General features: G+C 44.5%; 20 protein-coding genes. 7 read left to right on the forward strand and 13 right to left on the reverse strand.

Annotation, left to right across the window (positions count from 1 at the left end; genetic code table 11):
• The first annotated feature begins 207 nt into the window (after positions 1-207).
• Positions 208-1,125, forward strand: coding sequence for a glucosaminidase domain-containing protein (locus tag ACUM5Y_RS02580; protein WP_445975284.1), 918 nt, complete (start codon positions 208-210; stop codon positions 1,123-1,125).
• A 120-nt stretch (positions 1,126-1,245) separates the two neighbouring features.
• Positions 1,246-3,162, forward strand: coding sequence for a beta-ketoacyl synthase (locus tag ACUM5Y_RS02585; RefSeq protein WP_445975285.1), 1,917 nt, complete (start codon positions 1,246-1,248; stop codon positions 3,160-3,162).
• A gap of 75 nt (positions 3,163-3,237) precedes the next feature.
• Here the strand turns inward: ACUM5Y_RS02585 and ACUM5Y_RS02590 are convergent, their stop codons facing one another.
• Genes ACUM5Y_RS02590 through ACUM5Y_RS02605 form a run of 4 tightly spaced genes read right to left on the reverse strand, consistent with a single transcriptional unit; the run spans position 3,238 to position 6,875 of the window.
• On the reverse strand, positions 3,238-3,996 hold the full coding sequence (locus tag ACUM5Y_RS02590; protein WP_445975286.1) for an iron ABC transporter ATP-binding protein: 759 nt from the start codon (positions 3,994-3,996) through the stop codon (positions 3,238-3,240).
• On the reverse strand, positions 3,993-4,979 hold the full coding sequence (locus tag ACUM5Y_RS02595) for an iron chelate uptake ABC transporter family permease subunit (RefSeq protein WP_445975287.1): 987 nt from the start codon (positions 4,977-4,979) through the stop codon (positions 3,993-3,995). The genes ACUM5Y_RS02590 and ACUM5Y_RS02595 overlap by 4 nt, the downstream gene beginning before the upstream one ends.
• Positions 4,972-5,934, reverse strand: coding sequence for an ABC transporter permease (locus ACUM5Y_RS02600; RefSeq protein WP_445975288.1), 963 nt, complete (start codon positions 5,932-5,934; stop codon positions 4,972-4,974). Before ACUM5Y_RS02600 ends, ACUM5Y_RS02595 begins: the two co-directional genes overlap by 8 nt.
• A 32-nt stretch (positions 5,935-5,966) precedes the next feature.
• Positions 5,967-6,875: a siderophore ABC transporter substrate-binding protein gene (locus tag ACUM5Y_RS02605; protein WP_445975289.1), complete on the reverse strand. Its 909-nt coding sequence runs from the start codon at positions 6,873-6,875 to the stop codon at positions 5,967-5,969.
• A gap of 194 nt (positions 6,876-7,069) precedes the next feature.
• Here ACUM5Y_RS02605 and ACUM5Y_RS02610 point away from each other — a divergent pair, with 194 nt between their 5' ends.
• The 3 genes from ACUM5Y_RS02610 (at position 7,070) to ACUM5Y_RS02620 (ending at position 11,319) form a co-directional block, all read left to right on the forward strand.
• A complete protein-coding gene (locus tag ACUM5Y_RS02610) occupies positions 7,070-7,759 on the forward strand; it encodes a response regulator transcription factor (protein WP_445975290.1) in 690 nt (229 codons plus the stop codon).
• Positions 7,756-9,156, forward strand: coding sequence for a sensor histidine kinase (locus ACUM5Y_RS02615; protein WP_445975291.1), 1,401 nt, complete (start codon positions 7,756-7,758; stop codon positions 9,154-9,156). Before ACUM5Y_RS02610 ends, ACUM5Y_RS02615 begins: the two co-directional genes overlap by 4 nt.
• 168 nt (positions 9,157-9,324) lie before the next feature.
• On the forward strand, positions 9,325-11,319 hold the full coding sequence (locus ACUM5Y_RS02620) for a TonB-dependent receptor domain-containing protein (RefSeq protein ID WP_445975292.1): 1,995 nt from the start codon (positions 9,325-9,327) through the stop codon (positions 11,317-11,319).
• A 100-nt stretch (positions 11,320-11,419) separates the two neighbouring features.
• Here ACUM5Y_RS02620 and ACUM5Y_RS02625 read toward each other — a convergent pair whose 3' ends face one another.
• From ACUM5Y_RS02625 to ACUM5Y_RS02640, 4 genes are all read right to left on the reverse strand, one after another.
• A complete protein-coding gene (locus tag ACUM5Y_RS02625; protein ID WP_445975293.1) occupies positions 11,420-11,821 on the reverse strand; it encodes a hypothetical protein in 402 nt (133 codons plus the stop codon).
• A gap of 22 nt (positions 11,822-11,843) precedes the next feature.
• On the reverse strand, positions 11,844-12,731 hold the full coding sequence (locus tag ACUM5Y_RS02630; protein ID WP_445975668.1) for a sugar nucleotide-binding protein: 888 nt from the start codon (positions 12,729-12,731) through the stop codon (positions 11,844-11,846).
• A gap of 5 nt (positions 12,732-12,736) precedes the next feature.
• Positions 12,737-13,516, reverse strand: a complete 780-nt coding sequence (locus tag ACUM5Y_RS02635; protein WP_445975294.1) for a TatD family hydrolase — start codon at positions 13,514-13,516, stop codon at positions 12,737-12,739.
• Positions 13,517-13,623: 107 nt separating this feature from the next.
• Positions 13,624-15,180, reverse strand: a complete 1,557-nt coding sequence (locus tag ACUM5Y_RS02640; RefSeq protein ID WP_445975295.1) for a phosphoenolpyruvate carboxykinase — start codon at positions 15,178-15,180, stop codon at positions 13,624-13,626.
• A gap of 510 nt (positions 15,181-15,690) precedes the next feature.
• On the opposite strand from ACUM5Y_RS02640, the gene gnd reads away from it, so the two are divergent.
• Positions 15,691-17,214, forward strand: coding sequence for an NADP-dependent phosphogluconate dehydrogenase (gene gnd, locus ACUM5Y_RS02645; protein WP_445975296.1), 1,524 nt, complete (start codon positions 15,691-15,693; stop codon positions 17,212-17,214).
• A gap of 71 nt (positions 17,215-17,285) precedes the next feature.
• Here the strand turns inward: gnd and ACUM5Y_RS02650 are convergent, their stop codons facing one another.
• Positions 17,286-18,005, reverse strand: coding sequence for an RNA methyltransferase (locus ACUM5Y_RS02650; protein WP_445975297.1), 720 nt, complete (start codon positions 18,003-18,005; stop codon positions 17,286-17,288).
• 292 nt (positions 18,006-18,297) lie between these two features.
• On the opposite strand from ACUM5Y_RS02650, the gene ACUM5Y_RS02655 reads away from it, so the two are divergent.
• Positions 18,298-19,092 carry an inositol monophosphatase family protein gene (locus tag ACUM5Y_RS02655; protein WP_445975298.1) on the forward strand — a complete coding sequence of 265 codons (795 nt, stop codon included), beginning with the start codon at positions 18,298-18,300 and terminating at the stop codon, positions 19,090-19,092.
• Positions 19,093-19,194: 102 nt separating this feature from the next.
• On the opposite strand, the gene ACUM5Y_RS02660 is transcribed toward ACUM5Y_RS02655, so the two are convergent.
• The 4 genes from ACUM5Y_RS02660 to ACUM5Y_RS02675 form a co-directional block, all read right to left on the reverse strand.
• Positions 19,195-20,238, reverse strand: coding sequence for a Gfo/Idh/MocA family protein (locus ACUM5Y_RS02660; RefSeq protein ID WP_445975299.1), 1,044 nt, complete (start codon positions 20,236-20,238; stop codon positions 19,195-19,197).
• Between the two features lie 77 nt (positions 20,239-20,315).
• Positions 20,316-20,981 carry a YceH family protein gene (locus ACUM5Y_RS02665; RefSeq protein ID WP_445975300.1) on the reverse strand — a complete coding sequence of 222 codons (666 nt, stop codon included), beginning with the start codon at positions 20,979-20,981 and terminating at the stop codon, positions 20,316-20,318.
• A gap of 72 nt (positions 20,982-21,053) precedes the next feature.
• On the reverse strand, positions 21,054-21,839 hold the full coding sequence (locus ACUM5Y_RS02670; RefSeq protein ID WP_445975301.1) for a sterol desaturase family protein: 786 nt from the start codon (positions 21,837-21,839) through the stop codon (positions 21,054-21,056).
• Positions 21,840-22,052: 213 nt separating this feature from the next.
• Complete coding sequence (locus ACUM5Y_RS02675) at positions 22,053-23,204, reverse strand: MalY/PatB family protein (protein WP_445975302.1); 1,152 nt, start codon at positions 23,202-23,204, stop codon at positions 22,053-22,055.
• Positions 23,205-23,353: the final 149 nt, after the last annotated feature.

A 23,353-nucleotide genomic window follows, 5' to 3' on the forward strand; every position in this document is an offset into this window, starting at 1 on the left:
GATTGAACAAAAAGTAAAGTCTCATACTTGCCTACAACACCCGTTTGACTAAGCACATATAGGAAATGCAAACTAGTTTGAAAAGCAATTAGGTCTATTAAATCCTTTATTTTTTCGCGATAATAGCGCTACTAAACAACTTTTTTAATACTTTTTCTTCCGTTGGTTTACCACTGCTGAAGAAATCACTGAGACTTGTGATCATTTATGGAACGAAAAATCTTATGGCTCATCTCTTTTATTTTGATCTGTATTGTATGGATTAAAGTAGAACATTCTGAGCCAAACCAAACTTCTGATACACAAGTTAACAAAACAACCACGCCAGTTGTTAAAGAAGATGAAGCCTCTCCGGTCAAAAAACCGCTTGCTGAAGAAGTGACGGAAGTTGATGACAACGATGCCTCAGAAGAAGAAAAAAAATACTATAAGTCTCATCCGATTTCAGGAGAAGCACCTAATTTTGCAGAGATTGTCGACGTAAAAGAGCGAAAAAAGGCTTTTTTCAACTTTTTAAAACCCTATGTGGATGAGAAAAACCAACTTATTCTGCAGGACCGCAAGCTTTTAAAAACCTTTCTTAATAACAAACGTAAGCTAACCGCCAATGAAGTCAAATGGATTTCAGCCTTACGCAAAAGTCTTAAGCTGGAAGTTAAGGAAAGTTATTCCAAAGCGGATTTAAATGCTCTGTTAAATCGATTAGATATTATCCCTGTTTCCTTAGTATTGGCCCAAGCGGCGAATGAGTCTGCCTGGGGCACCTCGCGTTTTGCCACTATGGGTAATAATTACTTTGGCCAATGGTGTTTCCGTAAAGGTTGTGGTCTAGTGCCAGAATCTCGTGACGACGATGCGGATCACGAAGTCCGCAAATTTCACGACGCCCGTGAGTCGGTATTCGCTTATATCGATAACCTTAACCGTAACGCCGCCTATAAATCTTTACGCGCGACTCGCAAAACGCTTCGTGATAACCAAGAAAGTATTTCTGGCCTAGCCTTGGCTGAAGGCCTGCTTAGTTACTCACAACGTGGCGAGGACTATGTCGATGAAATTAAAGGCTTAATTGAATACAACAAGTTATGGCGCTTTAATCACCCTAGCAATCCAGTCACCCCCTAGTGTAATCGGATATATAATCATCCTTGCGGATAAATTACATTAGCTTGGGGTGGCTAACTGCACCCCCCTTCCTTTACAATAACCGAATATTTTACCCACTCATAAAACGAGGAAATTCAATTGGCCCGTTTACCTGTTATCGTTGGCTTTGGCGGAATCAATTCGGCTGGTCGTTCATCTTCACATCAAGCTTATCGCCGAATTGTTTTAGACCTTCTTCCAGCGTCAATCCAGCAGGACGTATTACTTGATCTTGCCACTATTACCAATGCCGCTGAATATAAAAATGGTCTTTGGCACACAGATAGCGGCGAAGCACTGGATGCTGGCGCGCTGATCGACAGTATCGGTGAATCTCTTTTAGCCCGTACTCTAATTCGTCGAATACACCCAAGCTTATTTGATGTTGATCAGGTCGTTGTTCACAAAACTTCTACTCTCAGTGCCGGTCATGACAGCGAAAAACTTAGCTTCACTATCAAAACTCGCTCACTGCCGAACAACCGTCCAACCAACTGGCAGGTTTCTGAAATATCCGACTCGTTAAGTGAAGTCGTGGTTGATGGCAACTTAGAGACCTTCATCAAGGACACTCGCGCCCTTTCCGTTAAGGCGGCAGGCCAGCTTCCGACCGGGTTTGACCCCTCTAAACTGTACCAAAGCCGTAACCACCCTCGCGGCCTGCAAATGACGGTGTATGGTGCCTCCGATGCTATCCGTAGCAGTGGTATTGATTGGGAAATTATCCGCAGCCATGTTGCTCCAGACCAAATGGCCGTCTATGCAGCCAACTCTATCGGCCAAATGGACGATCTTGGCTTTGGCGGCATGCTAAAGTCTGCTCTAATGGGCAAGCGTACCACCTCTAAGCACTTGCCTTTAGGCTATGCGCAAATGCCAGCTGATTTTGTTAATGCCTACATTCTGGGTAGTGTTGGTAACATAGGCACCGCCATTGGCGCTTGCGCAACCTACTTTTTCAACCTTGAGAAAGCGGTTGATGGTATTAAATCTGGTAAATTCCGTGTTGCCATGGTGGGTGGTAGTGATGCACCGATTACTCCAGAAATTATTGAAGGCTTCCGTACCATGGGTGCACTGGCAGAAGATACCGCCCTGTTAGCATTGGATCAGCTTGAAAACCAGGCCGAGCCAGACCACAGACGCAGCTGTCGTCCCTTTGCCCAAAACTGTGGCTTCACCATAGGTGAATCGAGTCAGTGGACATTGCTCATGGATGATGAACTTGCCATAGAACTGGGTGCACAAATATTTGGGGCTGTACCTGCAGTGTTCTCTTATGCTGACGGCCACAAGAAATCCATCTCAGCGCCGGGTATTGGTAATTACCTAACGATGAGCAAAGCCATGGCTTATCTGCAAAACATTATCGGTAACGATGGTCTAACCCAGCGTACCTTTATCCAAGCCCATGGTACCAGCACGCCACAAAACAGAGTCACTGAATCCCATGTGCTGAGCAAAGCCGCGGCCAGCTTTGGCGCAACAGCGATGCCAGTTACCGCTATGAAAGCGTTTTTAGGTCATTCCCAAGGCACAGCTGGCGGGGATCAATTACACCTATCTCTGGGTGTTTGGAAAGATGGTATTCTACCTGGCATCACCACCTCTCAAGAGTTGGCTGACGATGTCTATCAAGAAGGTTTAAGCTTCCAATTGAAGCATCAGATGTATGGTAAAGAGTATTTCGACGCTGCCCTACTTAACTCCAAAGGTTTTGGAGGTAACAATGCAACCGCTGTCCTACTCTCTCCTCAGCAAGTCATGACTATGCTATCCAAACGTTACAGCCAAGCACAAATGGACAGTTACCAAGAGAAAAACCTTCTGGTTACCGCCGAAGCAGAAAGCTACAACCAAGCTATGATTCGCGGTGAAAGTCTGCCGATCTATAAATTTGGTTTCAATGTACTGGGCGGAGAAGAGCTTGAGATCACGGATAAGCGCATCAGCTTACCAGGCTATGATCTAAGTGTTGATCTTGAACTAGAAAATGAATTCGCTGATCTAAAATAAATATCTCTCACCAGAGAGTAAAAAGCCTTGATTCACTGGGTGAATCAAGGCTTTTTTGTGCTTAATAAAAACTCATTAACAATGGTAAAAGCCCACAGGCTTATCATTAATCGAGTGAATCGACATATCAATATCGTACAAGTCTCGCATGATTTCCTGGGTCATCAATTTTTCAGGAGGATGGTCATAAGCAATCGCCCCATCTTTCATGGCGATAATGCGATCAGCATAGCAAGAGGCAAAATTGATATCGTGAAGCACCACCACCACTTGCTTTTGCAGCTCATCCGCCGCACAACGAATAAGGCGCATAATATCTACCGCATGTTTCATATCTAAGTTATTTAGCGGCTCATCAAGCAATAAGTACTTGGTGTTTTGACACAACACCATGGCGATACAAGCACGCTGACGCTGCCCGCCGGATAACTCATCAATATAGCGATCTTTCAGATCGGTTAAATTCAGATAGTTAAGCGCTTGATCTATATGAGTTAAATCTTCTGTGGTTAGTCGCCCTTGACTGTGAGGGTAACGACCAAAGGCAACAAAATCGTACACACTCAATCGCATGTTAATAGTGTTATCTTGGCGTAAGATGGCCATTTTTTTAGCCAATTGAGCATTATCAGCTTTATGCACATCCACGCCATCGAGCATCACCACACCTGAATCCGCTTCTTGCAGGCGGCTCATAATGGTTAGCAAAGTGGATTTACCCGCACCATTTGGGCCAATAAGGGCCGTCACACCTTGCTCAGCTAGACTAAAGTTAATGTCTTTAAGCACCGCATGGCTACCGTAATGTTTATTTACCGCTTGTACTGCAATCATCTTCGACCTTGTCGTATCACTAACCAAAGAAAGAACATACCGCCAAGGAACTCGATGACGATACTCAGGCTTGTGCCGAATTTAAGCACATATTCCAATAAGGCTTGGCCGCCTACTAACGCCACAATGGCCAATAGCGCGGCCATTGGGATGACATATCTATGTTGGTAACTGCCACAAATAGCGTAAGCAATGTTGGCCACTAGGATACCAAAGAAGGTCACTGGCCCCACTAACGCAGTAGAAACAGACACCAACAAAGCAATCGCGACAATCAGCTTTAAGGTTACCGCTCGACGATTCACACCCAAATTAACCGCCACGGCATCCCCTAACTGCAAAATATCCAACACAAAACGTTGCCGCCATAACCAAACAAACACCAGCGTCATGGCGCTACCAGCAATGGTTAATAAGGTACCATCAATGCGATTAAAACTGGCAAACATGAGGTCTTGTAATACATCAAAATCCACAGGGTCTATCATACGACCGATTAGGCTGTTTAAACTTCGGAACAGCACCCCAAGCACGATTCCCACCAGCACTAAGACAGCAATATCCCGTTTTTGGCGTAGAAACAGCCAATAATATAGGCCACACAGGGCGCCCGACATCATCACCACTTCGAAGAGCCATTTAACTTGTGGACTAAATTGCACAAAAGCGATCCGCCCAAGGCCAAGTAACATAATGGACTGCAACAACATAAAGAAGGCGTCGAAGCCCATAATGCCCGGGGTTAAAATGCGATTTTGCGTAAGCGTTTGAAATAACACTGTCGAGGTGGCGATAGCGATTCCAACAAACACGATAGCGACTACCTTTTCAGCTCGAAATGGCAAAGTGAAGGCCCAGCTGGCTCGTACATTTAGGGTTAAGAATGCCACAATGGATAGCAGAGCGATAAGCCCCATAATCAGCAAGCGTGCGTTTGGGCTTTGCTTCGCAACGGTTTGTGCTTTACCCACGCTATTAGCCATGATGATTCTTTGTCCGTTTCAATAATAGATAAATAAACAAAGCGCTCCCCAATACCCCCATCACGGTACCGATTGGAATCTCATAAGGGTAGCGCAATAGACGCCCAAGAAGATCACAAAACAGCACCAGAATAGCTCCCAACCAAGCAACCCAAGGTAAGCTTTTCTTCAGGTTATCCCCTAAAAAAATGCTGATTACATTAGGAACAATAAGCCCGAGAAAAGGAATAACACCGGCAGTTACAACTGTCACCGAGGACATTAACGAGACGATTAATAGGCCCAGAAACATGACAGTACGGTAATTAAGACCAAGATTAACGGCATGATGCCGCCCTAGCCCCAACAGGGTAAAACGGTTGGCCGCAAAATAACCCACCACCGTCAGTGCAGCCCCCGCCCAGAGTAGCTCATAACGACCACGTAAAATGGCGGAAAAGTCTCCGTTCATCCAATTAGAAAGGGATTGTAATAGATTAAAGCGATAAGCAAAAAACAAAGTAATAGAGCTGATCACCCCACCGAACATGATGCCAACTAAAGGCACCATAACAGGAGAGCGTAATGGGATTGTGCGCAGAAGCCCCATAAAGACAAAACTGCCCAGCATGGCAAAAACGGAGCACACCAGCATTTTGTTCAAAACACTGAGATCTGGTGCGAGCATTGCCACCAGCAACAACCCCAACATAGCCGATTCTATGGTACCGGTAGTACCCGGATCGACAAAACGATTACGCACCAGCATCTGCATCAATAGACCGGCAACCGCTAAAGACATGCCCATCAAGACAAGAGCGAGAGTACGAGGGATACGACTAATAAATAGAATTTGCTGATCATGGACTGTGCTAACAGTCCATGAAAAGTCGGCGACCCCTACCAGCAAACTCACGACCATCAAACACACTAGAGACACTAATGCTAATGGCCAAGCATACCAAGGGGCTATCATAAAGCGCGTTTTACCTGCATTACTACGGTCACTTAGCGAGAAACACCCTGAGTAATTTCATCAATCATTAGCTCAACTGTGTTTAACCCCGCCATCACTATGTACCAGTTAGATGAGTTCAAGTACACGATACGATTGTTTTGGAAGGCTTTTGTGCGCTTAACTAGATCGTTATCCAAAGTGGTACGAGCAGCACCTTTGCTCGCGTTTACCGCTGCGTCGCGATCAACAACAAACAATACATCTGGATTCACATCTAGTAAGTATTCAAAAGAAATCGGGTCACCGTGGGGGCCTTTCTTGAAATCAGCAATTGCAGGTTCAAAACCTAACTCGGTATGGATCCAACCAAAACGTGAATCTTCACCGTAAGCCGATAGCTTGCCACCGTTAGTCATGATGATAAGACTCTTACCGGCAGATTTCGCAAGTTTTTTGGCCGCTGTGGCTTTCTCATCAATACGAGCTAGGTGGGCATCAACTTGCTCAGTTTTGTGGAACAGGGTACCAATATCACGGCTGACAGACTTAAAACTGTCCATAAAGCCTTGCGCTGAGATCGTTAGATCCACCGTTGGCGCTAAAGCAGATAAATCTTTATAAGACTTAGATGAACGGTTAGCAACAACGATTAAATCCGCCTGCATTGACGCAACAAGCTCAAAATCTGGCTCAAATAAAGAACCAATATTCACGTAGTCGCCCGTTGTGTATTTTTGCAAACGCTCAGGCATAATCGCTTGAGGTAGGCCAGCAACAGGAATATCTAATGCATCCAGCGTATCCAATGTCGCTAAATCAAAGGTTAACACCTTAGCAGGAGGCGTCGCCACCTTGGTCTCACCTTGAGCGTGAGACAGTGTTACATCGGCATAACTTGCCGTCGCCAAAGAAAATAAAATACCGAGCTGAGCACAACGCAACGCAATTGAAGCTAACATTTTTAACCACCACCATGTGAATGAAAATAATTATCAACGGCATTCTATATATCACATTCACTAAGGTCAATATTCATATACGCTCTTGCTATCCACATTCGTTTAAATCGTAAATGAAAAAGGTTATCATCTATGAGAGATGATCGAAAAAATCCTATTCATAGCATCAACTACCTTTATTTGAGCCCTACTTCATGACAGAAAACGTTCTAATTATTGAAGACGATTTGCAGTTAAGCGATCAAATAGCCCAAATAATGCAAGCTCAAGGATTCAAAACGAAGCAAGAGCATAATGGCAAACAAGGACTTACCGCGGCATTACGCAGCTCATTTGATCTAATTCTTTTGGATGTGCAGCTTCCACACCTAGATGGTTTCGCTTTTTTAGAGAAATTTAGACGCAAGCATCAAACGCCTGTCATCATGATCACGGGTCGTAACTCCCAACAAGAGAGAATCCTAGGGTATGGTAATGGCGCTGATGATTATATCGCCAAGCCCTTTAACACCACTGAATTGGTGCTCAGAATCAATGCCTTATTGAAAAGGACACGATCTTCACAAACAGATCACAGTCTGCGCAAAGAACAAATCAAGGAAGATCAATTACTACTTTGTAGAGAAAAGCGCGATGCCCTAGTTATGGATAAACCTCTAGAGTTAACGGATAGTCAATTCCGCCTACTCTGGGAATTAATGGAAAATAAAGGTGAGGTGCTCAGCAAACTGTATCTCTACAAGGCGGTTCTTAATCGTGATTACAGTCGCTTTGATCGCAGTTTAGATATGCATATGAGTCGCATTAGGCAAAAACTTTTAGACGCGGGCATAGGTGCTGAACGACTCACGACGGTTCACGGCAAAGGCTATTTATTCCGATGAAGAATAAATTTTTACTGCGTCTCTTTGCAATCATTGCCCTAGGCTCTGTCACACTTTTCTGGGTTATCGATCTGGTTTCTCGCCACACCGAGACCCAAATGAGTTTTATCAGCCAAGCAAATCAAGAGACTCTCACACAGTATGGCCGACACGCTGAGAAGCTTTTTTTAGCTGGAGATAAACAAGAATTAGATGCTTGGCTCACGGATTTGCAAACGAAAGAGAACACTTGGGCGGCAATAGTAGAAGGCCAAGTGTTACCTTACGCTAATAGCCAACTCAATGAGCGCTTTTGGCGTGGTTACGGTTTAGGTCGACGCGTAGAGTGGAAGGTTCATCTGGATTTCCCAGAAAACCCCATTATGGAAATCCCCTTTGAACAACAACACATGTTCTTTCTTATTCAGTTGCCCCAGCACATGCGACCCGGCGCCTATCAATCTCAAGCCTATGTTGTGCTACAACTGGCTCTCCCTTTGTTAATCCTTTGTCTGATGTCATGGCTGATCTACCAGCATGCCATGAGGCCATTGCGCAAATTAGCCAGTGCTACTCACGCCTTTAGCCAAGGTAATCTTGACGCTCGCGCCACCCCATTGCTAGCCAATCGAAATGATGAGTTTTCTCGCTTAGCCGAAACTTTCGACAATATGGCCATGAGAACCAGCCGACTGATAAAACAGCAACGAGAACTGCTGGAAAACTTATCTCATGAATTGCGCACTCCTCTATCAAGACTAGAGTTAACCCTAGATAACATAGATACCGCACAAGGTAATGAGCAAGCACTGGTCAGATTGCGCAACGAATCAAGCATTATGAGAGAGCTGGTGGAAGATACCCTGATGCTGGTTTGGTTGAATCAAGAGCATGATGTGGAAAACAAAGAAAATGTTGATATTGTGTGTTTACTGGAAGTGATATGTGAAGACGCTCGTTTTGAATACCCAAACCATCAACTGGAACTCACTCACAATCAACAAACAATAGAGTACTTTACTAACCAAAGAGCCCTCGCACAGGCACTCGAGAACATTATTCGCAACGCTCACCAACACACGCCGCCACAGCATAAAATTCGAGTTCATGCAGAAAAAAATGGAGAGAAAGTGTGTATTCAAATACTCGATCAAGGTACGGGAGTACCAGAGACCTTCCTAAGGGAAATGTTCACCCCTTTCTTTCAAATTGATCCTCAGCAGGGAGAGCAACGTAAGCACCTGCCTTTACTGGATGGCGAACGTAAACAAGGTTTTGGGTTAGGGCTTGCTCTTGCAAAGCGTCAAATCCACCTTATCGGCGGTGGTATCTATGCCCTCAACCGCCACCAAACCGACTCCCAAGATGTTACTGGCTTAGCCATCACCATCAATTTACCCTCTCTTAAAGAGGATTAAAAACTCTACGAGCCGACATCGAGATAAACATCTCTAAAAATCTTGTCGCTCTTCATCTCACTGCCATAAATCAATTTGAAAATGTAACAAATGTAAATAAGCTACCCTCCGTCATGGAAATGTAAATAATAAACCTCAATTGTTAACAATTATCATTTAGAGGTAAATATGCAGTCCATACCGCCAGTTTTTCACCGATCCATTATTGCCAGTGCCATCAGCGCGGCCCTGTTTAGCCCTGTCGCTTTTGCCGAAACACTCACCAGCGAAAACACCACACAACTAGACACTTTATTTGTCGTCGGCGAAGCCACCAGTGGCGTGGATAATCTAGTCAGCGCTGATGATATTGAAAAAACTCAAGCAAATACCTTAAGTGAGGTGTTTAAACACGACCCTAACGTCAGTGCTGGCGGCACAGTCTCTATGGGGCAAAAGCTTTACGTTCGTAACATAGGTGAAGACTTGCTCAATATTTCGGTCGATGGCGCTGAGCAAGCTGGCCCAATTTTCCACCACGCAGGTCGTGTTACCTTAGAGCCAGAACTACTAAAACAAGTTGAAGTTGAATCCGGTGCAGGCAGTGCAACCGCTGGGTTTGGTGCCCTTGGTGGTTCTATCCGATTTGTCACGAAAGACCCTGAAGATCTTTTAAAAGAAGGCCAAAACCTTGGTGCTCTGATCAAATCTACCTACTCCTCTAACGGAGACGGACTTAAAAATAGCGTTACTGTCTACGGTCAAGACGAAAGCAAGAAATTCAGTGGCATGGTAAGTCTGCTGAACGCAGACCAAGACAATATCGAAGATGGTGATGGCACGGAAGTCGATGGTACCGAGTCTGAAAAACAACTAGGTTATGCGAAGTTTATTGTTAACCTAGATGACGAGCAAAGTCTCTCTATCAGCCATGAGAACCTAACGGAAGAAGGCGATATTCCTTACCGCCCAGAATGGCGACAATCAACGAGTGCCAGCCCTATTTCTGCGGCTTCTGCCCATAGGGAAACGACTATTCTAAACTACAATTTCTCACCAAAACAAAATGACTGGGTCAATTTATCGGTTAACTTGTATCAAACTGATAACGAACAAGAGCGTTATTCCTCTCGATTTGATTCAAACTTTGTCGGCGGTGTAGAGTCCACTGGACTGACCATCAAAAATACCAATTTCACGGACCGTAATGAGATTATTTATGGCGTTGATTACCGTAAAGATGAATCTATCTTAGAAGCATCACCTTCTCCTCATACAGAAGAAGGCCAAGCAATAGGCTTGTTCATCCAAGACATCTATAGCGTTAATGAAGCCTTAACACTTACCGCTGGTGCACGTTTCGATCGCTATGAAATTGACGATATCAATGGTCAGAATCTAACGGATAGTGGTGTTTCCCCCAACATTAGTGGTAACTATCAAATCACTCCAGAAGTTTCATTAAGCGCCAGTTACGCTCAAGCCTTGCGTGGTGTTACTGTGCATGATGCCTTTGACCTAGACGACTACGATAACGCGAGCGATCTAACCGCTGAGAAAGCCCATAATACTGAGGTCGCTTTAAACTATCAAAAAGATGCCCTTAGCTTCGTGGCAGGTGTGTATCAAACTCGAATTGAAGATCTCATTGCGCCAGAACTTCCTTGGACAGACACCTACATGAACTTAGAGGATGACGTTAAGTCCAATGGTCAATACCTGCGTATTCAATACCAATTGGATAAACTATTGCTAGGCGCAAGCTACCTAACATCAGAAGTGACAGTTGATGGCACTGATGCGACTCGCTACGTATACGGCTCATCCGCTGTGTCTGTGGGTGACACCATCACCCTTGAAGCCAACTACCAGTTTACAACTGGCTTTGAAGCGGGTTGGAACATGGTTCATGTGAAAGACATCAATGACATTAACTTCAACCTAGGCGGCCAGGATTTATCACTTGATAAAGCGGGTTATACAGTACACGACATCTATGCCCGTTGGACACCAGAGAGCATAGAAGATCTTACAATTAACCTGACAGTAAACAATCTGTTTGACCGTCAGTATCTTGATCATGCAAGTGTTGAAGACTTCACTAGCAACTCAGGGTATAGCGGTGTTATTGGCACCCCAGAGGCAGGACGAAACATTAAACTGAGTGCGGCTTATCAATTCTGATAACCCGAATATTTGATTCCCTTTGCCCAGTCGCGTAATAGCTACTGGGCTTTCTTTTGGGCTTTAGAAATGGGCGAGTTCAGCGACTTTAAGTACTAAATTAGCCTTTAAAGATAGATCGAGATGATCGCCACAGAGGTAAAATGAAAGCGGCTATCAGGCAGTTGATAGCGCCATAAGATAATAAGTAAAATGCATCGGAAGAGGACAAACCAAGATGGACACTGACAAATATAAAATTAGGTAAAACAACGAATAGCCAAATGCCGATCACCAAAAACATCATGCTAAAGCTTGAAGCCCACTTTAATCGAACCAGTAGCCAAGCAGTAAAGTACAAATACACTAAAGTCGCAAAAGCAAAAAAGAGCTTTAGGCCAATAGACGCTGTACTACCATCCTCAGCCAGTAGCGACATAGGAGCAGCGGCATACCACACAGCCCCCACCAATAACTGCAGGATGAAAATCAAAATAACGGCTTTATGATTAATTTTGTACACAGCGTCCCTCTAAAAATAATCTCTATCGTTTATCGTGCGATATGCCAGATACGTACAATTCTTTCACCAAGTTACGTAATTTTGAACGCCAAGGGCGCTGCTTAATACCAAAGTGATTAAAGATACGACGACAGGACAAAGACTGTCGTTTTATCTGCAAAGTTTCTTCAATACCTTCAAACGCATCACCAATCGTTTCTACTTCTACTTGTGCTTTTGGGTCAAATTGACCAGATGTAGCAACGATCGCTTCCACCAACTTAATCCAGCTAATTTCTTCCGCGCAGCAATAATGGTAAACCCCATGATTCTTGGCACCATAATGGGTTTGGCTCACCATGGACAAAATTACTCGGGACAAATCGGATACAGGCGTTGGACTGCCTACTAAATCATTTTTATAAGCAAGGTTAACGCCATCTTGAATCAGCCCCAAAGTACGACAGACAAAATCATCTCCCTGCCCACTAAACAACCAACCTGTTCTAAGAACAAAGTTACGCTCGCTTTGTAGCACAATTTTTTCAGATTCAATCAGTGCCTGAGCAAACGGTTCAAGACAATCCGGCGCATCATTTTCTGAATAAGGCACTAGCTTATCCCCAGAAAACACGCGAGCACTGCTTAGCATGATAAGTGGCGCGCTATCTGCCCGACTTAAATGGGACAAGGTGCTCTGGTAACGGCTGTAATCATCTTGTAAGGCATAACGTAAACTCAAGGCATCAACCACTATGTCATGTTCCATAGCAGACAAGGCGTCGATACTTTGGGGGCCAAGCAAATCCGACTCACTTGGACACAGCCATTCAAACTCACTACGGTCTTTGGAATATTGTAGTAATGCTGCACCAACTTCAGTATCCGCACCCAACAATAGGACCTTTATCGGGGCGTTAATTTCTATCATGTTACTCAATGTGAATCCTTATGCCACTGAGGAAAGACCCTCAATAGATTATTATAGGTATAGTGTGCCACTGACTCTTTCGTCTGCCCGCGAACTTGAGCAACCTGTTCTGCGATTAAAGGGATAGCTAAAGGGGTATTATTCTGCCCCTGAAAACCATGTAAAGGCATATCAGGTGAGTCCGTTTCTAACACAAAGTCATTGTCCTTTAAGGATGCCAATACCCGAATTGCTTTTTGAGCTCGTGGATAGGTAATCGTTCCACCCATTCCCAATACAAAACCAAAATCAATAAATCGCTTCGCTTGAACAAGGCTGCCGTTAAAGGCATGAACTATGCCCCCATGCTCAAAAGCCGTTTCTCGAAGACTTTTTAGCACTAAATCATAACTTTTGCGCGCATGCAAAATTACTGGCCGTTTAATGGCTTTAGCGACATTTAACTGAGCTTTAAAAAAATCAATTTGCACGGCCATATCCACAGATCCGGGCCAATTATCTAAGCCTATTTCGCCAACCGCTAAACTCTCATGTTTCTCACACCATTCGCCTAATTGCGCCACTTCTGACTTTTTAGCGGCTGCCAAGAAGTAAGGGTGTAACCCGTAAGCGGTGCGCCATTGAGGGAATTCTTGCGCTAATTGAGCCAATGGTTTCCAACTCGCATGCGTAGTTGCAGGCACCAAAAAACCCGTTATGTGCTGATCTTGGCACTGCTGCATCAGCACCTGTCTTTGCGAATCAAATACTGAAAAATCAAGATGACAATGGCTGTCTATATACATGCCTATAGATTACCCCAAGCCTAGGATAACGACCAGCTTGTAAACTCCCAGACACAAAAAAGCCGTGCAATTTTACACGGCTTTTACAACTCAAAAGTAACGTTTTATTAAAGGCTTGGGCCAGCCTTTACAATTGTGTCAGCAACTGTATCAAACTTTTTAAAGTTCTCTACAAATTGTGAAATAAGGTTACTAGCTTGTGTTTTGTAAGCATCTTGATCAGCCCAAGTGTTACGAGGGTTCAATAAAATGCTCTCCACTCCTGGCACATGGGTTGGTACATCCAAATTCACATCATCCAAATGTTCCGTAGCAACATCTATAAGTGCTCCGGATTGAATAGCTGCAATAACCGCTCGCGTTGTTGGAATACTGAAGCGTTTACCGCCTTGCCCATGAGCACCACCCGTCCAACCTGTGTTAACAAGGTAAACACGGCTACCAAACTCTTCAATTCGCTTAATTAAGAGGTCAGCGTATACATCTGCGGCGCGGGGGAAGAAAGGCGCACCAAAACACGTAGAGAAAGTCGACTTAATGCCACTGCCCGCTCCCATCTCAGTTGAGCCTACTAATGCCGTGTAGCCACTTAAGAAGTGGTAAGCCGCAGCTTCTTTACTCAAGATAGAGACAGGTGGTAACACCCCTGTTAAATCACAAGTCAAAAAGATAATGGCATTGGGCTCACCCGCGCGGTTTTGCGCCGCACGCTTTTCAATATGTTCTCTCGGGTAACCTGCTCGACCATTTTGAGTCAGAGAAGTATCACTATAGTCCGCAACACGCGTCTCACTATCTAACACAACGTTTTCGACTATGGTGCCAAACTTGATGGCATCCCAAATAATCGGTTCGTTCTTCTGAGACAAATCGATAGTCTTGGCGTAGCAACCACCTTCGATATTAAAGACGGTTCCTTTACCCCAACCATGTTCATCGTCACCAATCAAAAAGCGCTCAGGATCTGCAGACAAGGTGGTTTTACCGGTACCGGAAAGACCAAAGAACAAGGTAACATCATTATTCACACCTACATTTGCCGCACAATGCATGGGCAACACATCGTATTCAGGCAATAAGTAATTTTGCACAGAGAACATGGCTTTCTTCATTTCGCCAGCGTAACGCATACCAGCAATCAGAACTTTGCGCTCAGCAAAATTAAGAATGACACAACCTTCTGAGTTGGTGCCATCGCGCTCAGGATCACATTCGAAGCCAGCAGCATTAACGATTTGCCACTCAGCCTTGGCATTTGGGTTATACACTTCTGGGCGAATAAATAGGTTACGACCAAACAATTGTTGCCAAGCAGTTTCTGTACGCATTTTAACAGGCAGATAATATTCTTCACCGGCACCAACATGCACCTCAGATTGGAACGACTCTTTAGCGTCTAAATACGCCACCACCCGGTCCCATAAAGGCCCGAACTTTTCTTCTGGAAATGGACGGTTAACCGCGCCCCAGTGGATACTATCTTTACTGCTCGCTTCTTCAACGATAAAGCGGTCCATTGGTGAACGACCTGTACGCTCGCCAGTTTCCACAACTAAAGCGCCATTATCCGCTAACACACCCTCACCATTTCGCAGCGCTTTTTCCACTAATTGGGGGGTGGTTAGATTTGAAAAAATTGCCGCGTCGCCTGATGCCAAACTCATTGTATCTGCCCTCTGAACTCATAAGTAATATCTGATCACCCAGTCCACTTTTGGATGATTCTGCCGATAAAATCGATAGTAACAAAACAATCTAAAAAAACATATCCTTATAACAATATGTTATTTTATTACTATTTTGTAACAATATTAACGAGTTTAACGCTTTGATTTGTATGACAAAAATAGGTCAAAAAGAGGATTTTTCACTATCTAGAGGAATCTAAGGAAAAAACGTATCATTTTGAAAACGAGAGCCTGTAATAAAATTACTTTTTGGTAGGATAAGAACAAAACCGAGCACTTAATGAGAACGGCTCACAACTACACAAAGTACTCAAAAACAGCGAGTTAGGCGTACATCCCCTCATAAAGTATGCGGTTTTTGCTTAAAAAAAGAGATTTTTTTGCGTTTTTTTGCATTTTTATTGCGCTAATTTATCCAGAAACTCCAACCTTCATGGTAAGATTCGAGAACGAATTTCAACTATTTCAAAAGGTTGCTCGATACTTATGTTAAAAACAAATCATAACTGCAATATAGGGTTTGTCGGCCTCGGCGTGATGGGTAAAAATTTGGCCTTAAATCTTGCGGACCATGGTTACCGAGTTGCAGGTTTTGATCTTGATGCAGCAAAAGTAAAAGATGTATTGGATACGGAAGCAAAAGAACGTCCTGCTGATGTCTCTGAAGCACGCATCATTGGCTGCTCAAGCATGGAAGACATGTTAGCTAACTTGGTAAAACCTCGCGTTATTGTCGTACTTGTTCCTGCTGGCGCGCCTGTGGATGCGGTTTGCAACAATCTGATCCAAGCGGGTCTTGAGAGCGACGATATTGTCGTAGATTGCGGTAACAGCCAATGGACAGATACCATTCGTCGTGAATCCGAATACAAAGAGAAGTTTAAATTCTTCGGTACCGCTGTATCAGGTGGCGAAGTTGGCGCACGCTTTGGTCCTTCTCTAATGCCTGGTGGCGACGCAGACTCTTGGAAATACCTACAACCTATGTGGGAAGCGGTTGCGGCGAAAGTGGACGAAAACGGCAAGCCTATTGTTAGCAACACACCTGGTAAACCTGTTACACAAGGTGAACCATGTACAGCCTACCTTGGGCCAAATGGCGCAGGACATTATGTAAAAATGGTCCACAATGGCATTGAATATGCCGACATGCAGCTAATTTGTGAAGCCTATCATTTACTGCGCTCTTTATTAGGCTACGAGCCAGAAGAAATTGGTAAGCTGTTTGAAAAGTGGAACCAAGGCATTCTAAACAGCTACCTAGTTGAAATTACCGCTGACATTTTGCAGCAGTACGATGAAAAAACCGGCGCGCCATTAGTAGACATGATTCTCGACAGTGCTGGGCAAAAAGGTACTGGCCGTTGGACTTCTATCAGTGCAACTCAAATGGGTGTGCCAGCTGGCATCATCAGTGAATCTGTCTATGCCCGCGCATTGAGCACCCTAACTGCAGAGCGTGAACACGCAGCAAGCAAACTGGTTGCCGATGTACAAAGCGGCGAAGTAGATGCTAAAGATGTGGAAAAAGCCATTGAAGAAGCGCTCTACTGTGCAAAAATCTGTGCTTATGCACAAGGTTTCCAGCTAATGCGTGCAGCGCAAAAAGAATACAACTGGACGTTGAACTTTAGTGACATCGCTAAAATTTGGCGTGGCGGCTGTATTATTCGCGCGTCATTCCTACAAAAAATCGCCGATGCTTTCACTGCTAACCCAGAGCTTGAAAGTCTATTGTTGAGTGATTACTTTGCAGACGCTATGGCAGACAAGCAAGCTGGACTACGCCAAACCGTTGTCTTAGCCGCTCAGTCTGGTATTCCTGCCCCTTCAATTTTTTCAGCACTTGCTTACTTCGACGGTTACCGCTCTGAAGTATTGCCAGCCAACCTACTACAAGCTCAGCGCGACTACTTTGGCGCTCACACTTATGAGCGTGTAGATGCTGAAGCGGGTCAGAAATTCCACACTCATTGGCAAGAAGAAGGTCGTCCTGAGCGCAAAGCTTAAGACCATCTGCCCTTGCAAAAAAGCCGCTGATTTTTTCAGCGGCTTTTTTTATGAAAACCTAGGGGCTAGGCTTACTTTATTTGCTTCTCAACCGAGGTCAACATACCTCTTAGCATGCCCATTTCTTGCTGGTCCAACTGGGCACGTTGGTATAAGCGTCGAAAGCGAGTCATCACTTTTCTAGGAACTTTCGGGTCTAAAAACTCGGTTTTGGTGAGCACTTCTTCCAAATGGGCTAACAAGTGATCCATTTGCTCTGAAGTCGCGGCTGGCACATCCCATTTAGGACTAACCACAGGGGCATCTTTCATCAGCAACGACTTCATGCGTAATTCATAAGCGATAACCTGCACAGCTGCTGCAAGATTAAGTGAGCTAAAGGTTTCAACAGATGGAATGTGTACGTGATAGTGACAGCGTTGTAGCTCTTCGTTCGTTAAGCCACGATCTTCTCGACCAAACACAAAAGCAGTCTCTAAACTTTCTTCATATACCATATCGGCCGCTTGTCTTGGGTCAACCAAGGGCCAAGGAATATGGCGCTCTCGGGCGCTGGTGCCAATCACTAACTGACAATCGGCAATGGCTTCTTCAAGCGTCTCCACCACGACAGCTTGATCTAAAATATCCGTCGCGCCAGAAGCACGGCTAACGGCTTCCTCGCTTGGGTAAACTTTTGGAGCGACCAAGTATAAGTCCGCCAGTCCCATGTTCTTCATGGCTCTAGCAGCACCACCAATATTGCCTGGATGAGAGGTATTCACCAGTACAATTCTTACTTTATTTTGCATGCGTTAAAACATCCACTCTGACTATCTGTTGTTGGTGGGCATGGTAACAGATTTTATCGCCAAATCCTTGTTACGATCATTTTTTAACCAAAACTTCACTAGCCAAAACCGCCCCATTAAGCTAGAATCCGCCCTCAGATTTATACACAGCAATACCGATTAGAAATCGCCAAACAATATGCCTTTGGTGGAAAACGCTCGGTATTGTCGTCGCTCTTTAACACTTTGATGGCAACCTACTGTTTTATTCACAGTAAATGCACCTTAACCACAGATTATTTAATGGTAAATTATGCAACCTAGAATCAGTATCGCACTTAAAGCTGCCCGTGCTGCAGCAGAATACATTGTTCACTCTCAAGAAAAATTGCTTTTCGATAAAGAGCAAGGCCAATCCGCCGAGCAAGTTTATCAAGCAGTTTGCTCTGGCGCTGAACGCAGCATTGTTTACCACCTAGAAAAAGCCTACCCTGCCGATACCATTACCACTCGTTTGCAAGGCTCTGTTCAACAGGGTGAAGAAGGCGAATGGATCATTGATGCGATCCAAGGTCAGCATTTATTTTCTCGTGGTCTAACGGGTCATGTTATTACCATGAGCTACAAGGTTGCCGGCAAAGTGGAGCACGCTATCGTGCTGAACCCTCATAGCAAAGACGAATTTTACGCAAGTAAAGGTCGCGGCGCTTACCTAAACAATTCTCGTATCCGCACAGGCAATGCTCGTGGTCTAGAAAACACCACTTTAGCCGCACAATTCCCTGCTACAGATCGCACTCGTCCTTACTTAGAAGGCCAACTTGCTGTTTTAGCAAGCGTTGCTGAACATGGCGCTCGCGCCGTTATGCAAGATGCACCAGCCTTAATGCTTGCCAATGTGGCGGCTGGTCGTTTGGACGCTGCTTGGGGCATCAAGTTACAAGAATGGGAAATGCAAGCACCTTTATTTATTGCTCAAGAAGCGGGCTGTTTGTTTGGCGCTTTTGACGGCGCAACCAGTGTGGAAGGCGGTGATGTATTATGCGCCAACCCACGCCTATTCAAGACTTTGCTGCCTTTACTAAGAAAGCATCTAGCACTCGCTTAATGCTTTAGCGCTAACGCTCAAGCATAAAAAGCCCCCTTAATAGATCGCTAAAATTTGATCGATCCGTTAAGGGGGCTTTTTTATGTCTCAATATGGAATAGATCAGTGCTTATGGTGGTGATGTTCGTGGTGATGATGCTCTAATTCTTCGGCATCTATCTCACTCTCACCAGGGTAATTTAGACCTATATCTTGGCGAACCTCGTCAAGCGTTGCCATGAGCTCTAGGCTGTCCTGCCAGCTGTAATTAGGGCTTTGAATCAAGCCTTCTTGTAGGCAACGGTTCACTTCCTCGGCTTCAAATTGATAACCTAACCCCGGAAAATCAAACTCCACCGCACGCTCTTGGTGATCCTCTCCTGTTACGATGCGACACGATTTCGCCATGTGCCACTGAGAGCCTATTTCGATATAACCCTTCGACCCAGAAAGCACTGCTCGATTAGGGTTGTGAGAAATTAATGACGATTCCAGCGACGCCAATTTACCACTTTCCCAACCAAGTAGAATCTGTTCGAAAACATCCACATCGGTATCACCAATAACCGCCTGATTCTGAATAAAATCTGGTTTACCAAAGAACAATTGCGCTAAAAAGACGGGGTAAATACCAATGTCTAATAACGCGCCACCGCCCATCTCAAGATTCATCAAGCGATGGTTAGGATCGGTAGGTGCAACAAAATTGAAGTTGGCTTGAATGCTATGCACATCGCCGATTTCACCTTCTTCTACCCACTCAATAACTTGCTCTATCACAGGATTAAAGCGAGTCCACATGGCTTCCATAACAAACACTTGATGCTGTTCGGCCAGATCATAAAGCTCTTTCGATTGACGCTCATTCAGTGTGAAGGGTTTTTCACACAGTACGGCTTTGCCAGCCAAGATACAGGCTTTTACTAGGTCGTAGTGATAAACATGTGGCGTCGCAATGTAAATGACGTCCACTTGCTGGCTATTGATCAGCGAAAAGTAGTCATTAAAGGCTAATTCGATATCGAATTGGTTGGCAAACTGGTCCGCCGTCTCTTTCTTGCGAGATGCAACCGCACTGAGGACACCTGATTTCACATAACGAAAGTCACTGGCAAAAGCGTGTGCGATGCCTCCGGTACCAATAATACCCCAACGATATTTTGACATGGATTACTCCTAATTAAATCCATCGCTATGAGCGATGTAGAACAGCTTGAGGATACACAGTTTCATGCTTAGGGATATTATAGTCCACGTTCTTCTTCTAATTCACTAATACGCTGAGTTAGTTTCTCTACTTGTCGCTCCAATTCCGCCACACGGCTTTCAACATTGCTCGGCGCCGCAGGGGTATTAACAACTGTCGATAGATTGGCGACCATGTCCGCTTGCTCTTGCGCATCCATAAAACACGCTAAATAACGAGATTCTCGCTTACCGGCTTCTCTCGGCAACTGTTGCACGAATGGCCCACCAGTCATAGCCTGCAGCGCAGATAGCGCTTCTTCGACCTCTTCCCGACTCGCAAAAGCATGCAAACGGCCACTACGAGAACGTAATTCCCCCGGCGTTTGCGGCCCTCTTAAAAACAGTAAGCACACAATGGCAGTTTGACCAGATGAGAACTGTAAATCAGAGAATTCGGTGTTACAAAAACGGTGTTGGTATTTGTTAACTCGACTGTTAAAACTGCTGATTTCTGTCACTAGGCTACGAGCTGCCAAAGTATCCAGAGCATCCTGTACTTCAAGCTCAGAGCACATCATCACAGGTTCACGATTCGATTTTTGATTGCAGGCATTTACGAGGGCATTAAGGCTTAACGGGTATTGATCGGGTGTGGTGACCTCCTTTTCCATCAAACAACCGATGACGCGCATCTCAATTGGGTTAAGTTCATGGTAGCTCATGCATTCCCCTTATTTTTTATAGATCCATTAGATAATCAAGTTATATAGAAAATTTTCTTTATAAACAATCAATTAATCTTTTTTAAAGTTCTTTAGCGGCATGAAAAGTAGCGCCTTAAATGAGCTAACTTCATACGTTTTAGTATCGGGTAAACCAATATTAATCGCTCCATCGCCCCCTTTGGCTTGCTGGGTATAGCTGGCGAATAGACGATCCCAAATGCTTAAACAAAAGCCATAATTACTATTCGCTTCTTGGGATATACGGGAGTGATGAATACGGTGCATATCCGGTGTCACGAAAAGCTTTTTAACAGCAACTTCCAGAGAGTTTGGAAGCCGCACATTGGTATGGTTAAACATGGCGGAAGCATTCAATAGAATATCGAATAAAAGTACTACTTCCAGAGGAATGCCCAACAGCCAAATGACACTTGCTTTGATGATCAGAGAAAGACCAATTTCGACCGGATGAAAACGCACCGCAGAGCTGGTATCCAGCTCCGTATCCGTATGATGCACCCTATGCAGTCGCCACAATATCGGCACTTGATGAAACAGTCTGTGCTGCCAATAAATCAGACAATCCAGCACCAACACACCTATCATCAATGTTGTCCAAAAAGGCCAATCGAGGAAATCAAGAAAGAAGTTTTGTGGGCTGAGAGAAGCGATAACAGCAAATAGTACTGGTTGGAAGAGACGAACACATAAGGCTCCCAAAACCAGTAATAAACCATTATGCCACCAGCGTTGACGCCATTTCGGCAAAGGGCTTCGTAAGGCCAAGGCTTGCCAAATTAGCAAAAGGATTAAAACTGCAAAAAACACTCCCATGCGTAGGGAAAAATCAATCATCTAGAGAACCACCCTGTCATTCAAAGGCATCAGAGCCCCTAGCAAAATGCTGACTGTGCACCTTGATAAAATAGACGCTATTGTCGGGAATTAGTTCCGTCCATAAGGAAGGATGATAACAACAAAATGATGGCAATAGGCTTAAAACACTTTAAATAGAATCCATAGGCCCTTTGTTTAAAAGAGCCTATGGATCATCCAGACACTTCAAGCTTAGCTATAGCCCGCTGCTTTTAGTGCTTGTTTAATGCGCTTAACCGCTTCTTCTAGGCGAGAGATTGGGCAACCAAAATTCAAACGTACAAATTGCGAGTTACCAAAGTCTTTACCATCCGATACACCAACCCCAGCCTTTAGGAAAAACTCATAGGGGCTTTCAAGTTGCAGTGCCGAGGCATCGATCCACGCCAAGTAAGTGGCTTGGGTAGCATTTAGTTTCAGCGGCGTGTCTTCTAGAGCTTGCTGCAAATAAAAACTGTTTTTACGCAGATATTCTAATAACGCCTCATGCCAAGACTGGCCTTCTGCATAAGCTGTGGCTGCGGCGGTGAAGCCTAACATATTGGGGGAAGGTACTACCCCAGCTTTGGTTTGATTAAATACAGTGCGCAGCTGACTGTTTGCAATCACGGCAAAAGCATAACCAAGGCCAGCTAGGTTAAAAGTCTTGCTTGGCGCCATAAGAGTAATACAGCGATTGGCAGCATCTTCATTTAGGCTGGCGAAAGGCACATGAGCCACTTGATCGAGAATTAAGTCACAGTGAATCTCATCACTCACCACCAATAAATCGTATTTTTCCGCTAACTCATGAATTTTTGATAGTTCTTCTCTAGTGTAAACCGTGCCACCAGGATTATGAGGGTTACACAGCAGAATCATCTTGTTATGGCTTTGCTGACAAGCTTGTTCAAATTGCGGCATATCGATCACCCAGCGATCATTTTCTAGATGCATATCAATACGAGTCAAATCTCGATCCGCAAGCTCCGGAGCTTTGGTTAGATGGTAATACACAGGGCCAGGCACAATAATGCCCTCTCCTTTTTGAGTGTAAGCACGCACACTAAGGTGTAAGGCACACACCAATCCAGGTAAATGCAGAATATGAGCGGCAGAAATCGACCACTGATAACGCGTTTGTAAGTGCGCGATAATACTCTTCGTTAATTGCTTAGGTGCGTGGGTGTAACCAAACACGCCGTCACTGACTCGCTGGGCTAATGCCTTTTTCACCACCTCTGGCGCATCGAAATCCATATCGGCTACCCACATAGGTAATATTTCAGATGGGTATTTAGACCACTTATCACTATCCATTTGGGTACGATCTATTTCTTGATCAAAAATTGACTCAGCTGTCATCTCTAGCATTTCCTCTAATTTAAGCGCGTTTTCATTTTCCTAAAAAATTGCCTTATTTTAATAAAAACTGCTGGGTAAAATACGCGTTTTTGTTATCTGAAACCGACAAAAGCATATCAAAAAAAGACTCCTAAAGAGCGCTTTTTTAC

The sequence above is a fragment of the Marinomonas dokdonensis genome, from assembly GCF_052747885.1.